The 16,042-nt window shown below is 60.9% G+C and carries 12 protein-coding genes and 1 pseudogene; 4 read left to right on the top strand and 9 right to left on the bottom strand.

The features are described 5' to 3' along the window. Window positions 1–66: 66 nt before the first annotated feature. The 4 genes from BSK43_RS13215 to BSK43_RS13230 all read right to left on the bottom strand — a co-directional run bounded on the left by BSK43_RS13215 (window position 67) and on the right by BSK43_RS13230 (window position 4,788). On the bottom strand, window positions 67–1,035 hold the full coding sequence (locus BSK43_RS13215; protein ID WP_077470627.1) for an ABC transporter permease: 969 nt from the start codon (window positions 1,033–1,035) through the stop codon (window positions 67–69). A 10-nt stretch (window positions 1,036–1,045) separates the two neighbouring features. Then, the gene (locus BSK43_RS13220) at window positions 1,046–2,548 is read right to left on the bottom strand and encodes a sugar ABC transporter ATP-binding protein (RefSeq protein ID WP_077470628.1); all 1,503 of its coding nucleotides are present in this window, start codon (window positions 2,546–2,548) and stop codon (window positions 1,046–1,048) included. 5 nt (window positions 2,549–2,553) lie between these two features. Continuing rightward, window positions 2,554–3,594: an ABC transporter permease gene (locus tag BSK43_RS13225; protein WP_246662562.1), complete on the bottom strand. Its 1,041-nt coding sequence runs from the start codon at window positions 3,592–3,594 to the stop codon at window positions 2,554–2,556. A gap of 114 nt (window positions 3,595–3,708) precedes the next feature. Continuing rightward, entirely contained in the window at window positions 3,709–4,788 is a 1,080-nt protein-coding gene (locus tag BSK43_RS13230) for a sugar ABC transporter substrate-binding protein (protein ID WP_077470629.1), read from the bottom strand. Window positions 4,789–5,008: 220 nt separating this feature from the next. Between BSK43_RS13230 and BSK43_RS13235 the strand changes: the two genes are divergently transcribed. Continuing rightward, complete coding sequence (locus tag BSK43_RS13235) at window positions 5,009–6,619, top strand: GMC family oxidoreductase N-terminal domain-containing protein (RefSeq protein ID WP_077470630.1); 1,611 nt, start codon at window positions 5,009–5,011, stop codon at window positions 6,617–6,619. Between the two features lie 71 nt (window positions 6,620–6,690). Here BSK43_RS13235 and BSK43_RS13240 read toward each other — a convergent pair whose 3' ends face one another. The 3 genes from BSK43_RS13240 to BSK43_RS13250 form a co-directional block, all read right to left on the bottom strand. Beyond that, window positions 6,691–7,497 carry an ATP-binding cassette domain-containing protein gene (locus tag BSK43_RS13240; RefSeq protein ID WP_136686900.1) on the bottom strand — a complete coding sequence of 269 codons (807 nt, stop codon included), beginning with the start codon at window positions 7,495–7,497 and terminating at the stop codon, window positions 6,691–6,693. Next, entirely contained in the window at window positions 7,494–8,573 is a 1,080-nt protein-coding gene (locus tag BSK43_RS13245; RefSeq protein WP_077470631.1) for an ABC transporter permease, read from the bottom strand. The genes BSK43_RS13240 and BSK43_RS13245 overlap by 4 nt, the downstream gene beginning before the upstream one ends. Before the next feature lie 94 nt (window positions 8,574–8,667). Beyond that, window positions 8,668–9,765 carry a sugar ABC transporter substrate-binding protein gene (locus BSK43_RS13250; protein WP_077470632.1) on the bottom strand — a complete coding sequence of 366 codons (1,098 nt, stop codon included), beginning with the start codon at window positions 9,763–9,765 and terminating at the stop codon, window positions 8,668–8,670. A gap of 255 nt (window positions 9,766–10,020) precedes the next feature. Between BSK43_RS13250 and BSK43_RS13255 the strand changes: the two are divergent. Beyond that, window positions 10,021–10,976, top strand: a pseudogene (locus BSK43_RS13255) (aldo/keto reductase). 108 nt (window positions 10,977–11,084) lie between these two features. Here BSK43_RS13255 and BSK43_RS13260 read toward each other — a convergent pair. Together BSK43_RS13260 and BSK43_RS13265 are read right to left on the bottom strand one after the other, a co-directional pair. After that, window positions 11,085–12,518: an MFS transporter gene (locus BSK43_RS13260; protein ID WP_077470633.1), complete on the bottom strand. Its 1,434-nt coding sequence runs from the start codon at window positions 12,516–12,518 to the stop codon at window positions 11,085–11,087. Between the two features lie 66 nt (window positions 12,519–12,584). Continuing rightward, window positions 12,585–13,991 carry an amidase gene (locus tag BSK43_RS13265; RefSeq protein WP_077470634.1) on the bottom strand — a complete coding sequence of 469 codons (1,407 nt, stop codon included), beginning with the start codon at window positions 13,989–13,991 and terminating at the stop codon, window positions 12,585–12,587. A 160-nt stretch (window positions 13,992–14,151) separates the two neighbouring features. On the opposite strand from BSK43_RS13265, the gene BSK43_RS13270 reads away from it, so the two are divergent. Together BSK43_RS13270 and BSK43_RS13275 are read left to right on the top strand one after the other, a co-directional pair. Continuing rightward, a complete protein-coding gene (locus BSK43_RS13270; protein WP_077470695.1) occupies window positions 14,152–15,009 on the top strand; it encodes a LysR family transcriptional regulator in 858 nt (285 codons plus the stop codon). Window positions 15,010–15,117: 108 nt separating this feature from the next. Beyond that, window positions 15,118–15,975, top strand: a complete 858-nt coding sequence (locus tag BSK43_RS13275; RefSeq protein ID WP_077470635.1) for an AraC family transcriptional regulator — start codon at window positions 15,118–15,120, stop codon at window positions 15,973–15,975. The last annotated feature ends 67 nt before the right edge of the window (window positions 15,976–16,042 follow it).

A 16,042-nucleotide genomic window follows, 5' to 3' on the forward strand; every position in this document is an offset into this window, starting at 1 on the left:
TTTTTAGAAGGCCGCGTCGACCGACGCGGCCTTTTTCATACGCGAATGCCGCCCCCGAACGCCCTGTCATTTGATGATCGCAATCTTGCTGCGGTCGATGGTGATGGCAACGGCGAGGATGAGAACGGCGCCGAAGACGACATTCTCTGCAAAGATGTTGATCCCGACGAATGTCATGCCGATGCGGACGATGGAGATGATCAGCGCACCGACGGCGGTGCGTGCCACACCGCCGAGACCACCGGTGATCGCCGTGCCGCCGACGATAACGGCGGCGATGGCTGGCAGCAGCAGCTGGTTGGCGAGATTGGGCGAGCCGCTTGAGAGACGTGCTCCAAGGATGATGCCGGCGATTGCGGCCAACATTCCCGATATTGCGAATGCGACGATCTTCGTCCGCTCGACATTGATCCCGGCCGCGATCGCTGCCGGTTCGCCGGCGCCGACCGCCAGGCTGTGACGGCCGAAGCGCGTATATCTGAGGCCGACATAGGCCAGGATGCCGATAACGGCGGCGATCCAGATGACGGTCGGCAGGCCTGCGAACGTGCCATTGATCCAGGCGGTTTTCTCGCGCCCGCCTTCCTCGATGGTGATTGCCCGGCCAGCCGCCGCCCAAAGGGCAATGCCGGCCACCACGCCGCCGGTCGCGAGCGTCGCCACGAAGGACGGCACTTTCAGGCGAACATGGACGTAGCCGCTAAGGATGCCGAAGACGAGGCCCGAGAGGATTGCAGCGGGGAAAGCGAGAATGCCGATCTGCGGCAGGAGCTGAGCGAGGATAACGCTTGCCAGCGATGCGACCGACTGGATCGAGAGATCGATGCCGCCGATGAGGATGACGAAGGTGACGCCGGCAGCCAGAATGAACAGAACGGCCGTGTTCGACAGCAGCAGGATCAGCGTATCGCCCGTCAGGAAGCCTGGCGCCGCCACCTCGATGGCGAGCACTAGCACAACAAGCAATGCGGGCGGTATCGCGCCTTGGATCCAGCCGGCTGCGAGGAGAGTTTTGATGTCTCTGAAGCTCTTCATGATGCTCTCCTCAAACCATGGCCCGGACAAGATCGACCTGATCCGGTTTGTGACCTGGCGCCGCATCGAAATGCGCTGTCACTGCGCCGTCACGCATGACGAGCACGCGGTGTGAAAGCCCGATCGTCTCCTCCAGCGTGTCGGAGATCAGCAGGATGGCGATGCCCTGCGACGACAATTCGCGAACCAGCTCATAGACTTCCTCTTTCGCACCGACATCGAGCCCGCGCGTCGGATGGTCGAGAACGAGGATACGGGAGCCGGCTGTCATCCAGCGGGCCAGCACCACCTTCTGCTGATTGCCGCCGGATAGCTTGCGGCAGGCAATATCAGGCCCGGGAGCCTTGATGCGCAGCCGCTTGATCCAGTCCGTGGCGAGGCGGCGTTCGCGGCCATAGTCGATCGCCCCCCTGCGCATGACGGAGGAAAGGTCCGCAAGCGAGATGTTCTCGGCGATGGAGAGAAACATCACCAGGCCCTCCACACGCCTTTCGCGCGGGATATAGCCAATGCTCTTGCGAACGGCTTGTTCCGGCGAGCGAAAATGCACGGCCTCGCCTTTGATTTTCAAGGTGCCGCCGGTATGCGTGAGGAAGCCACCAATCGTGCGGGTCACTTCTTCACGGCCCGAACCGACCACGCCGGCAATGCCGACAATCTCGCCGGCGCGGATCTGCAGGTCGACATCGTGAAATGCGCCGTCGATCGCCAGCCGGCTGGCATCGACGACGATCTCGCTGCGCGGCGGCAGCTGTTTGTCTTCCTTGTAATAGGTCGCCTGAAGGCCGCGACCGACCATGATTTCATGCAATTCCGGCCCGGTGACATCGGCTGCCCTGTGTTCGGCAACCACCTGCCCGTCCTTCATCGTATAGACGCGGTCGGAGATGCGTAGCACCTCATCCAGCCGGTGCGAGACGAAGACGAAGCTTGCGCGGGATTTGAGCGACCGCACACGCTTGAACAGCACATCGATATCGCTGCCGCTCAGCACGGATGTCGGCTCGTCGAGCAGGATCACGAGCGGCCGTGCGACGGTTTCCTCGAGCGTCAGAGCCTTTGCGAGCTCGACCATCTGGCGGGCCGCGAATGTCAGCTCCGAGGTCCGTGCCGTCACATCGATATCGACGCCGATCTTCTCGAGCTGGCGCCGCGCAGCCGCCCTCATTCCCTTCCAGTCCATGAGGCCGAAGCGGACGAACTGGTCTTCCTGGCCGAGATAGATGTTTTCGGCCACGGAGATATTGAGCAGCAGCGACTGCTCCTGAAAGACCATGCCGATGCCATGCACCGCGCCGTCGCGCGCATTGCGCAGCTTCAGCGGCTGGCCGTCAAGCATCAGCGTGCCGCCATCGGGCTGATGCGTTCCCGCAAGGATGCGCATCAGCGTCGACTTGCCGGCGCCGTTCTCGCCGATCAGCCCAACCACTTCATTGGGTCTGATCTCGATCGAGACATTGCGGAGAGCGGGGACGCCTGCGAAGGATTTACCGATTTCTTTGGCTGACAACATGGCGGTCACTTCACGATCTGGAGGCGCAGGCGGTCGAGGGAAAGCGCGACGGCGGCGATGATCATCAACCCCTGCACGGTCTGCTGCACATAGGGTGAGACACCGAGGAGGATCATGCCATTGCTGAGCACGGTGACGATCAGGACGCCGACAAGAGTATTGATGACTCCGCCTTCACCGCCTGTTAGTGCCGTGCCGCCAACGACGACGGCCGTGACGGCCGCAAACAGGCGGCCGTCGGCGATGACGGCGTCGGATCGGCCAAGCTGGGCGGCCGAAAGCACGCCCGCCACGCCGAAGAAGAAACCGGCAAGCCCGAATGCCATGATGCGGACGCGCCGCAGGTTGATGCCGGAGAGCTCGGCGACATCCTCGCCGCCGCCGATCGCCAGGATATGACGGCCAAGGCGGGTGTAATATTGAACCACACAGGCGAGCAGGAAGGATGCGAATGCCACCCATACGGCGAGCGGCAGGCCGAGCACCCGCATCAAGGCGAGGTCACGAATGGAGGGGTCCATCAGACGCACGGCCGAGCCGCCGAGCATGTAGACCGAAATGCCCAGCCCGATGAACCAGACACCCAGCGTCGCCATGAAGGACGGGATCCTCAGATAGGTCTGGATGATGCCGGTCGTGAACCCCATCAATGTGCTGGCGGCAATCGCTGCGATGACCGCGAACCAGCCATAGGAATTGGCGTTGGCGTCATTGGTGGCAAGAAGAACGGTGACCATGGCAGCGACCGAGAGCGATCCTTCGACCGAAAGATCGATGCTGCCGAGCAGGATGATGAAGGTCAGTCCCATGGCAAGCGTCAGCGGCACTGCGGCAGAGTTGGCAACGCGAACGAGATTGCGGAGTTCGATGAAATTCGGATTGGCAATTGTGATCAGGATGCAGAGCGCAATCAGCACCACGACAGGCGCGTAGGAGCGCCAGCGCTTGAGGTTGAGCTTATTTACCAGGCGGCTTCCTGACGTCGGCATGGCATCTGCCCGCTCGCTTTTCGTCATGGTTTTGATGTTCTCGATATTGGTGGTCAACCGTCTTACCTCGCTGCGTCGTCCAGAGAGGGCTGGCAGGTGTCGCAACATCTGCCAGCCACAAGGCAGCCGCGGGAGGAGCCGTAGGCTGCGAAAGGAGACCGTTGCCACGCCTTAGGTGCGGATAGCGCCGGTCACGCGACCCCAGAGGTCGTTCCAGTCGAGCGTCGGATGCGAGTCGATATTGTTCTTGTAGTAATCCTCGACATTGTCCTTGGCGATGAGCACGGCCTTGCCATAGAACTCCCGATGCTCTGGCGGCTCCTTGGCCGGGTCGAACTTCTTCTGCAATGCGGCGAGACCGATTGCTAGGCCCATGCCGCCCTGCCAGAACGGGTCGGAGGTGACGGTGCAGGCGAATTCGCCCTTGCGCACCGCATCGACCGCGGCCTTGATGCCGTCGACGCCGACGACGGGGACCTTGCCGGCAAGATTTTCGGCGCGCAGAGCTTCGAGAGCGCCCGTGCCCATGTCGTCATTGGCCGCCCAGACGGCCTTCACGTCGTCGCCGAAACGCGTCAACAGATTGCCCGTCAGGTCGTAGGCTTCCGACGATTTCCAGTTGGCGACCTGGAAGTCCAGGAGCTTGATATTGGGGTTTGCCGCGAGCGCCAGATCAAGGCCCTTCTTGCGTTCGATCGCGGCCGTGTTGGAGATCTGTCCGCCAAGGGCGATGATGCCACCGGAGCCGCCGATCGACTTGAACAGGATTTCGGCGATCTGCTTGCCGCTCGAGATACCGTCAAACTCGATGTGGGACACGTAGTAGGGATTGAAATCCTTCGGGTGAAGATCGTTCGGCTTGTTCCACTGCGTGACCACATAGGCACCCGCCTTGGCGCAAGCCTCGACGATCGGCCGCGCATCCGGCGTGTCGTTCGGATCGGAATTCACCACCATGTTGCCGCCGGTCTTGGCGAGCATGGCCTTGATATCGGCAATCCCCTTTTCGCTGTTGCCTTCCGAGACGAGCGTTACGTGGTCGAGACCAACGGCGGACGCAAAGGCTTCGGCACCTGTCTTCCACACAGCGTGGTATGGATTGGACAGCGAACGGATCGAGGTCACGAGCGTTGGCTTGTCGGCGGCGAAGAGCCGGCTGGGCAGTGCGGCAACCGTCGCGCCTGCTGCCACGGTGGCGAGAAACGATCGGCGATTCATGCCGGCGAAACGCGAATTTATCCTGTCTGTCATTCGAAAACCTCCCATTGAATGACGAAGATCCGATGCCGTCCTTGTTCCCGCGGCATCTCGATCTGAAGCGTTTCCGTCGTAGCATTTGTACGACAACCCTTCAAGTCTATAACCGTACCCTTTCTCTTGACGGGGAGCAAGAGACTTGAGATTGTGATCGCGATCCGACCGCTGGATAAAGAGGAAACGCCGGTGGTTGTGGAATTCGCGGAGGAAGAGAATGCCTGATTACATCATCGTCGGCGGCGGCTCGGCGGGATGCGTGCTTGCTGCGCGCCTGAGCGAGGATCCGGATGTTTCGGTGACTTTGCTGGAAGCCGGCCCGCGCGATACCAACATGTATATCCACCTGCCGGTGGGTTTCTTCAAGATGACCGCGGGTCCGCTGATCTGGGGCTACGAAACCATTGCCGGACGCGAGATTGCCGGGCGTACAATGGTCTATCCCCAAGCCCGTGTTCTTGGCGGCGGCAGTTCGATCAACGCTCAGGTCTTCACGCGCGGGTGCCCGGAAGATTATGATGGCTGGCGCGATCTCGAAGGTTGCTGCGGCTGGGGCTACGAGGACGTGCGACCCTACTTCCGCAAGTCCGAAGGCAATGATACCTTCGGTGGCGCTCACCACGGCACGGAAGGCCCACTCGGCGTCAGCTCACAGACACCGCATTCGCTGACGCGCGTCTTCGTGCGCGCGGCGCAAGAAGCCGGCCTTCCTTTCAATCCGGACTTCAATGCGGGATCGCAGGCGGGAGCCGGATTCTATCAGACGACGACGCGCAACGGACGGCGCAGCAGCACCGCTGTCGGCTATCTGAGACCCGCCTCCGTACGCAAGAACCTGACCGTACGGACCGGTGCTGCCGTCAACCGCATCGTCATCGAGAATGGCTGCGCCGTCGGCGTCGAAATCATCGAGGATGGACGCCCCGTGCTCCTCAGAGCCGAGCGTGAAGTGATCCTGACCGCAGGTGCCATCGGTTCACCCAAGATGCTGATGCTCTCGGGTCTCGGCCCCGCCGACGAACTGCGCGCGCTCGACATCGATGTCGTTCGTGATCTGCCCGAGGTCGGCAGGAATTTGCAGGATCACATGGATGTCGATGTGCTGGCCGAGCTTAACGGACCTCACGGCATCGACCGCTACAAGAAGCGCCACTGGCAGATCGCCGCAGGTATCGAATATGCGCTGTTCGGCAAGGGACCGGTCGCGTCGAACATCGTCGAGGCGGGCGGCTTCTGGTGGGGTGATCGCGACGAGAAGACGCCGGATATCCAGTTTCATTTTCTGCCTGGCGCAGGTGTCGAGGAGGGCATCGGTGGGGTTCCCGGCGGCAATGGCTGCACCCTGAATTCCTACCATGTTCGTCCCCGTTCGCGCGGTACGGTGACCCTTCGCTCCAAGGATCCAAGCGTTGCGCCGGCAATCGATCCCAATGCCTTCGCCGAACCTTACGATCTCGAACGTGCGGTCGACGGGATCAAGATCAGCCAGGAAATCCTGTCGCAGGCAGCCTTCCGGCCGTTCGTCCGGAAGCTGCATCTGCCTGACGGCAACATCCGCAGCCAGGCCGACTATCGCGAGTTCGCGCGGCAATATGCGCGTTCCGCCTATCATCCGGTCGGGACGTGCCGCATGGGTGGCGGGGACGATGCTGTCGTCGATCCCGAGCTCAAGGTTCGCGGCATCGACCGCCTGAGAGTGTGTGACAGCTCGGTCATGCCAAGGCTTATTTCCTCGAACACCAATGCGGCAACGGTGATGATTGCGGAGAAGGCGGCGGATATCCTCAAAGGCGTGAGGCAAACCCGCCCGCAACATGATTATGCGTGAGAAGAGTTTCTGACGCGTCCGCGCCACGGCAGGCCAGCGGGCTTTGCCGTGGTGAACAACAACATCAGGACTTACCCCGCCGCTGCGGTGATCGCACGCTTGCCGAGGCCGGACTTGACGATCTGGATCAACTCCTCCTCGCTGGTTTCCGACGTGGAGGCATCGAGCACGATCTCGCCGGCATGGAGGAAGTTGATCCGGTCGCAGACCTCGAAGATCTGGTTGTAGTTGTGCACGATCAGTACGACGGAAACTTCTCGCTGGCGCCGGAGGTTCTGGATCAGTCCCAGCACATGGGCGCTTTCCCGCACGCCAAGTGCGGCAAGCGGCTCATCGAGAATCAGCACGGTCGGCGACGAATAGATGGAGCGCGCCACCGCGATGCACTGGCGCTGGCCGCCTGACAACATGTCCACAGTGCTGTTTACGCTGGGGATGGAGATGCCGAGCGTATCCAGATAAGTGCGTGAAAGCTGCCGCATGCGCTGATTGTCGAGCAGATTGAGCCCGAGGAAGCGCTTGCGCTGTTCGCGGCCCAAAAACATGTTGTGATAGACACTGAGATCGCCGACCAAAGCCAGGTCCTGGTAGACGGTTTCAATGCCCAAGGCGCGGGCATCGCGCGGCGAACTGAACCGAACGTCGGAGCCATTGAACCGCATCTTGCCACGATCCGGCGTGTGAAATCCGGACATGGTCTTGATGAGCGTCGATTTCCCGGCGCCGTTGTCACCGACAAGAGCCAGCACCTCGCCCTTGCGAAGCTTCAGGCTGACATCGACAAGCGCGGTCACCGCCCCGAAGCTCTTGCTGATATGCTCCATTTCCAGAATGACCGGCGCATTCTGGGGCAGCGGGGGAATGGGTTCGCCTGTCATTTGCGTCTCCTTGTGCGCAGTCTGTCGACCTGGACATTGAGGATCATCGCGCCGATGATCGCACCTCCGAGGTAGATATCGGAGGTGGTTGCCTGTGCGCCGAGCATGACGAGCCCGTTGTTGAGCGAGGCGACGACGAAGGCGCCGATGAGCGAGCCGACCGCCGTGCCGGAACCGCCGAGCAGCGATGTGCCACCGATGACGGCTGCCGCGATTGCCTGAAGCGTCAGGAACGGGCTGCCTGCCGTCGGATCGGCCGAGGAGAACTCCGCCGTGTTGATGATGCCGGCCAGGGCCGCGATGCCGCCGGCAATCATGAAGTTGTAGATCTTTATCCAGTCGGTTCTAATGCCGATTTCGCGCGAGCCGGTGATATTGCTGCCTGTCGCGACGGTGTGAAGGCCGAACCGCGTCTTGGTCAGCACGACCGCGAGGGCGAGGACGACCAGGAGCGCCCAAAGGAACGGCGAAAATGCCGTCAGTCCGTGCAGCGAGAACAGCGAGTCATTGGGACCATAGAGGCTTTCGCCAAAGATCGCATTGAACGGCTCTTCGATGGGCGCAACAATCGGCTGGCTGTCATAGATCGAAACCGTGATGCCTTGAAGCAAGAAGAGCGTGCCGACCGTAGTGATCAGCGACGGGATCCGCATTCTGACGGTGATGAAACCGTTGATGAAGCCGATGGCGACACCCAGAAGAATGCCGATGATCGCGCCGACAAAGAGCGGCAGCCCCCAGGTGACCGACATCAACACCATGAGATAGGGCGCGAGGGAGAAGGTGCTGCTCAACGACAGATCGATCTCGCCCGTGATCATCAGCATGACTTCGGCGACCGAGATCATGCCCAGGCGGCCGGTATCGCGCAGCACGACGCTCATCAGCTGGGTCGTCAGGAAGCCGCCATTACTGCCGATCTGGAAATAGATGACGAGCAGCACGGCCACAACGGCGACGCTTGCTTCCTTGTAACGCGAAAACATTGTCGCCGCCCTATTGCCGATCGACGGGCGCGCCGACGAAACAGCAATGGCTTGGCTGGCCTTTTCCAGGCCTCCGGGCTCTACATTCATCAGATAATCGACCTCGCTATCAATATACCGCACCACGGCGGATAAAAAAGTGCACGGCTGATAAGGGCCGTGCACTTCGATTCAGTTGCCTGCTTCACTTCGGCTCGTCGCTGGTGCGACCTTCAAAGCGCGTCTGGCCGAGATATTGATCGACATTGTCCTTCGTCACATAGGCCTGGCTGGTGTCGCTGTTTGCCGGGCCGACGAGGCCGCCGGAGACCTTGTAGAGGAACATCTGCTGCACCGGCAGGAAGCCCTGCAGATAGGCCTGCTGGTCGGTGGTGAAGGTTACGTCGCCGCTCTTGATGAAGGTCAAGGTCTGCGGGAAGAGGTCGAAGCCTGCGACCACGCCGCCCTTCTTCGCCAGGCCATATTTGTTCGACACGAAGCCGCAAGCATAGGTGTCGGAGCCGCCGGTGCCGAACATGCCCGCAACATTCTGATGGCTGAGATAGTAGGATTCGACGCGCGAGATTTCCGTCTGCGGATCCGGTCCGGCATTGACGACATCATAGGTGACGCCGTTGCCGACATCCTTGATTGCCTGAATGTAGCCGTCGAGGCGAGGCTGCGTATTGAGCGAGCCGGGAACACCGATCGTCAAAAGCACATGCGCCTTCGGCGGAAGCAGCTTCAGCCACTTCACCGCGCTGTTGTAGCCCGATTGGAACAGCGGCTGGCCGACATAGGCAAGGCGCTTGTTCGGGCTGCCCGTCGGCACATCGGCGTTGAAGGCGATAACGGGGATACCGGCGGCCATCGCCATATCCGTTGCGGCGTCGAAGGCCTTCGGGTCGACAAGGCAGACTGCGATGCCATCGGCCTTTTGGGCTATCGCCGTCTGCATGGCGCTGACCATTTCGGAAACAACATTCTTCTGGGAGCCAGTCCATTGGTAGGAGGCGCCGAACGCGGCGCAGGCATCCTGGATGCCGTAGATGCAGGGCGTGAAAAACTGATCAAGCGTCACATGGCAGACGAAGTGAAACTTGAACGGCTTCTTTGGCAGCCCGGCGCTTGCCTGTGCTGCCGCCTGCGCTATGGCGACGTTCGGATTGGACATCAAGGCGGCAGCGCCACTGGCCAGCGCCGCAGCGCCGAGACCCGTCTTTGCCGCGAGGCCGAACGCCTGTCTGCGGCTCAGCAGCGCCTTTGCTTGAAATTCGTCATTCTCATCATGACCGTCATTCAAAACTGTACCCTCCCTTTGACGACAGGAGCTACACCTCCCGTGTGCTTACTGTCATACGGTTACATTGTTGTACGACAAGTTCTATGTCAATATGATTTGGCGGCCCTGCAGCAAATCGGGTGACCTCGGGCGCGTCACATATTGGTGAAATCGAGAAATAGTCAGGAAAATCAAATGACGAATTTGGAAAAGAGAAGTGTAGCAGCTGGACTGTCGGTCACCACGATGGGTCTGGGAGGAACGGGTCTGGGCAACATGTATCGCGCCACCGACCCCAAGGTCGCCCATGAAACCGTCCACGCCGCCTTTGCCGCCGGGCTGCGCTACTTTGATACGGCGCCCGTCTATGGCTTTGGTCTTGCCGAGACACGGCTCGGCGAAGCGATCCGGACGTGCCGCGGCAGGAGATCGTCATTTCGTCTAAGGCCGGCTATGATCTCGTGCCGATCCCGGACAGTGAAGTCAAACCGGTTCTCTGGGACGAGGCCCCTCCCTTTCGCGCCGATTTCGACTATTCGCGCGATGGTGTCTTGCGCTCGATAGAAGGCTCGCTGAAGCGGCTCGGAACCGATTATATCGACATGCTGGCAATTCACGATCCCGACGAGGCGCTGCACTTCGCCAAGGGAGAAGATCCCTATGCCCGCAGCCGCTTCAAGGAGGCCATGGATGGCGCCTACCCTGCTCTGGACGAGCTGCGGTCGCAAGGCGTGATCAAGGCTGTCGGTGTCGGCATCAACCAGTGGCAGATGCTCTCGGATTTCGTCGAAGCCGGCCAGTTCGACTATTTTCTTCTGGCGGGGCGCTACACGCTTCTGGAACAGGAGCCGCTGGCAACGCTATTCCCGGCTTGCGAGCGAAAAGGCACGAAACTTGTTATCGGCGGCCCCTACAATTCGGGCATCCTGGCGACCGGCGCCGTTCAGGGGGCAACTTTCAACACCAAGAATGCACCGCAGGATGTGCTCAACCGCGTTGCACGGCTGAATGCCGTTTGCGAGAGCCATAAGGTGCCTTTGGCTGCTGCGGCCCTTCAGTTTCCACTTGCCCACAAGCTCGTCGTCAGCGTCATACCGGGCGCACGTTCGGTGGCCGAGCTCGAGCAGAATGTCCAGTATATGCAATGGCCAATCCCGGCAGCGCTCTGGTCGGATCTTCGCAATGAAGGGCTCATCGACCCGGCCGCGCCGCTGCCGAAAGATGGCGGCTGATAGCTAGCCAGGAGGCGTGATATAGACCTCCTCACGACCTTCTGCCGGGAGTGGGGAGATTGCTCTGACGAGCCCAGGGCTTGTCTTGTGATTGCCTAAAGCTGGTTCTTAACTGGATCGAGGGTTAGGCAGCCACAGCGATAGACCTGCCCCGATCACCAGCAGTCCGACGTTACAACCAAGCGCTACGGCCAAGGCGTGAGAATAGGAACTGAATTCCTGTCCGGCTCCAAGCACGCTGAAGAAGATGCCGCCAATGATTGCCACGCCGAGCGCTGCGCCGATCTGGAATGTCGAGATGACGATCCCGGATGCAAGGCCGGCGTGGCGCTGATCGATCCCGCCGATCACAGCCTTGATGACGGACGGCATCACGATACCGAACCCGACACCGGCTATCACAAGCCCGATCTCGATATATCCTGCCAGTACGCCTGAAACAGCCAGCACGACCGCTCCGAAGCCGAGAATCTGTATGACGAAGCCGAGCGTCAGCGCACGGGGTCCTAGGCGTCGCATGATCTCGGCTGACAGGAATGACGCGGTAAAATAGCCGATGCCGAACGGGAGCGTGCGTAATCCCGCTTCGAGCGGTGTCAGGGTCAAGCCGCCTTGCAGGTAGATGGAGAACATCAGGTAGAAGGCCGAGAGCATGTAGAAAACCAAGGCCATCGCGACACCGATCGCGAAGCCGCTTTCGCGAAACAGGGAGAGGTCCACGAGCGGAAAGCCGCCGCGCTTCATCAGCCGTCTTTCAAAGAGGATGAAGGCTATGAGCATCACCGGGAAAGCCATGAGCATGGCCGTGATCCACCATGGCCAGCCACTGTCGCGGCCTTCCACGAGTGGATAGACGAGAAGACCAAGCGTTGCCGAGAGTAGCAACACCCCGCCGAGATCGAGTTTCTGCGCGTGCTCGGCGCGCGAATCCTTCAGAAAGATCAGGCTGCCAATGAAGGCTGTGAGCCCGATCGGAATATTGATCAGGAAAATCGCCTGCCAGGTGAAGCCGAGGGGATGCGACGACACCAATACGCCACCGAGGATTTGCCCGACGATATTGGCGAGCCCGAATGTCGCGCCATAGAGGCCGAGAGCTTTTCCCTGCTCCGATGGCGGAAACAGCACGCGGATCGAGGCGAGCACCTGCGGCGCCATTGCGGTTGCCGTCAGGCCTTGCAGGATGCGTCCCGCGATCAGCACCCCGGGCGACCAGGCGAAACCGCATAGGACTGAGGCAAGTGTGAAACCGGCGACGCCGAAGGTAAACATTCGCTTGCGTCCGAGCCAGTCACCCAGCCTGCCGCCGGTGATGAGGAATACCGCATAGGTGGCGGCATAGGCGGAAATGATGAATTGCAGCTCGCTCGATGAAGCCCCGAGGCTCTGCCTGATCGCTGGCAGTGCCAGATTGACGACATTGAAATCCAGAATGGGGAGGAACGCGCCTGTCAGCAGGACCGGTAGCGCAAGCCAGCGGCGCGGATCGCCTGCCGTCTCGCCGGTGCCAGGATTCGGCTGAATTCGTCTATCGATGTTCATGACATGCTCCCGACCGTCGCACGTCGTCGGGCGATCGTTCCGTTGTGTTCAGTTGAAGTGGTGACCTCAAAGCGAAGGATGTTTCCGATGCCAATCCGTCACCTGCTGATAGGCGTGGCCGGCCCGCACCAGCAGGGCCTCGTCCAGATGCCGCCCAACCAGCTGGAAGGAGAGAGGCATTCCCTTTTTCGTAAACCCGCCGGGTAGAGTGATCGTGGGGCTGCCCGACATGTTGAAAGGGGTCACGAAGCGCAGGAAGGCGGTAAGTTCCGCTGGCCTGGTGAATAACTCTGATTCCTGCGCCACCGTGAAATCGGCAAGAGGCTGCGTCGGGATCAAAAGGAGATCGACGTCGGCAAACAGGGTTGCCAATGCGCCACTAAAAGCGAGGCGGGCATGATGCGCCTTCATCAAGTCGCTGCCGGTAACCGTGCGGCCGTGTTCGATCAGGCCGGCTATGGTGCCGCTCTCGGCAGGCCCGTACTCCGCCGCGCGGGCTGGATAGGTCGCTGTATGAGCGAGAGCCGTTTCGACGCCGGCATAGGATCCCCAGCCTTCGTTCACCGCACGATGATCGGGCAGACTCACGGGGACGATGGTTCCGCCCAATTCCTGCAATGCACGCGCCGCGCTGCGCAGTGCAGCCACGATCTCGTCGTCCACGTCAGTCTCGTTGTAGGCGGTATCGATGCCGATCCGCAGGCCTCGTATTCCCGTATCGATACTGGTGAGATAATCGGGAACCGGAGCCGCCAGCGATGTGGGGTCGTTAGGGTCCAGGCCGGCGATGACGCCGAGCATCGCACCGGCATCAGCGGCCGACCTTGCCATCGGGCCGACGTGGTCGAGACTATCAGCGAGCGGAAAGACACCGTGCCGGCTGACACGGCCCCAGGTCGGCTTCAACCCGGTAATGCCGTTGGCGGCGGAGGGAAAACGGATCGAGCCGCCGGTATCGCTACCCAAGGTCGCAAAACAGAGGCCGGCGGCGGTTGCCACGCCCGAACCGCTGGATGAGGCACCAGCATAATAAGCTTCGTTCCACGGGTTTCGTGGCGGAGCGATGGTGGGATGATGTTTGGCAAAGACACCTTCGGTCAATTGCAGCTTGCCGAGAAGAATGGCGCCGGCTTCGGCCAGGCGTTTGACCACGGTCGCATCGGAATTTGGCTTGCGATCCGCGTGAGTGGGCATGCCCGCAGCCGTGACGATACCGGCTGTATCGTAGATGTCCTTAAGGGCGATAGGAATGCCGTGCAGCGCGCCGCGATAGTGTCCTGCCGAAATATCGGCCTCGGCCTGACGGGCTTGCGTCAAGGCGAGCTCCGGCGTCACCGTTGCATAGGCTCTAAGCTGCGGATCGAGCGCGGCGATCCGATCCAGCATGGCCTGCGTCAGTTCCACGGGAGAGATGATGCCCGACCTGATTGCGTCGCCAGTTTCGGTCAGGGTCGCATAGTGCCAGTCCGTCATTTTCGTCCCCTGCGGTTCAAAGCGGTTTCCGGATGCGTGCCGCCTTATCCGCCAGGATTTCGAGGCCGCATATCGTGTTCCGCAACAAGCTAGTCGCGGCTTGATAATAATGAAACTGGATGTATTTATATATCAGAGATAACAAATTGGTATGATCGTCATGAAGACGCTTGACGTCGAAGCAGTGCAGGCATTCGTGTTGGTCGCCGACTTTCAGAGCTTTACGCGAGCGGCCGAGGCGCTCGATACCTCTCAGGCCGCGATCAGCATGAAGCTCAAGAGGCTGGAAGATCGACTTGGTGAAAAGCTGATCGAGCGAACGCCAAGACTGGTCCGACTGTCTGCGCGTGGTGCCGAATTCCTCAATGTGGCGCGTGACTTCCTTGCGGCGCATGAACGTGCCATGGCGGGGCTGAGCGCAACGTCCCGGCGTCTCACGCTCGGCATCGCCGATCAGATTGCCGGCCCGGAGCTTCCCATGCTTTTGGCCCGGCTTCATGCCCATGACCCCGCCTTGCTGATCGAGGTGCAGATCGGAGCCTCGCGAAGCTTGCTGGATGATTTCGATCGTGGAGCGTTGGACGCGGCGATCGTTCGACGCGAAGACGATCGCCGCGATGGAGAGCTCTTGTCGCAGGAACGTTTCGGATGGTTTGCGGCCCCCGGATTCGAACGTAGGGAGGGCGAACCCCTCCGTCTGGCATCACTCTCTGCCTTCTGTGGAGTGCGCAACATCGCAACCCGGGCACTGGACGGGGCAAGCGTGAGCTGGGTCGAGGTCTTCCTCGGCGGCGGCATGGCGGCGGTCACAGCGGCTGTAACAGCGGGCCTCGCCGTCGGAGCGCTGGCGCATCGTGTTGCTCCCATCGGCGTGGTGGAGGTTAGCGAAAAGCTCGGTCTCCCGCCATTGCCGCCATCCAAGATTATTCTTCACTCGACCTTGTCGGATCCCCGCTCGCGCGGAGCGCTGCGCACGCTGGCCGCCGCCTTCCGCGAACATCGGGCGTCGATCGTGTAACAACTCCATTCCGAAAGGCGGCTCGACCGGAGACGCAGGATTCCCTATAATCCCGGAGGACGGCTCGCTTCAGATCGCGGGCGATACACTTGGCGGGAAGCCGACATCATGGATCAGCGCAATAGTGCCGCGACCACTCTTCATTCCAGCAGAAGCCGTGGCTGGAAGAGCCTCGAAGCAGACTTCATCCATATTCAGGCCGGCCGCACGCATGTGCCGGGATCGCAGACGCATCGGCTCGGCATTCACTTTGGGCGTGCCGTCAACGCCCATTGCCAGTGCGACGGCCGGCACCATCACCGTCAGCAGGCACACGGCGATATCGATCTCGTTCCCGCGGGGTTGGATGGTTGGTGGGAAGATGATCGTGATTGCACCATCCTGCGCCTGACGATCCGGCCGGAACTGCTTCGTGCCGCCGCCCACGAACTCGGCCGAGATCCGGAAACCATTGCGCTGGCACCGAAATTCCAGCTTCGCGATCCCAGGCTCGAATCGATCGCCTGGGCCATCAAGGCGGAAATCGAAGCGCCTGTGCCGTCCGACAGCACTTATGCAGAGACTTTGGGCATGGCGCTTGCCATCCGCCTGGTGGAAAGCAATGGCCAGACGCGGACAGAGACGGCCACTACGCGGGCGACGTTGAGCAGCCGGCAACAGCGGATTTTGGCTGAATTCATCGAAGAGCATATCGACCAATCACTGTCGCTTGCCGATCTGGCTGCAGTCGCTGGGCTCAGCGTATCGCACTTGAAACCGTTGTTTCGCGCTAGCTTCGGCATGCCCGTCCATCATTATGTTCTGACGCGCCGTGTCGAGCGCGCGAGATCGCTCATCCTCGCCGCTGATATGCCGCTCGCGCAGGTGGCCTTGGAAAGCGGCTTTGCCCATCAGAGCCATATGGCCCATTGGATGCGGCGCATTCTCGGGCTCACGCCCGGCATGATAAGCCGAATGCATTCCTGACCTCGATCGTCGTCCGATCCTGCGGCAGACCATCCGATCCTGCGCGATCCCCTCTGCGCCAATGGGT

The sequence above is a fragment of the Rhizobium sp. P44RR-XXIV genome, from assembly GCF_001999485.2.
Taxonomy (GTDB): domain Bacteria; phylum Pseudomonadota; class Alphaproteobacteria; order Rhizobiales; family Rhizobiaceae; genus Rhizobium.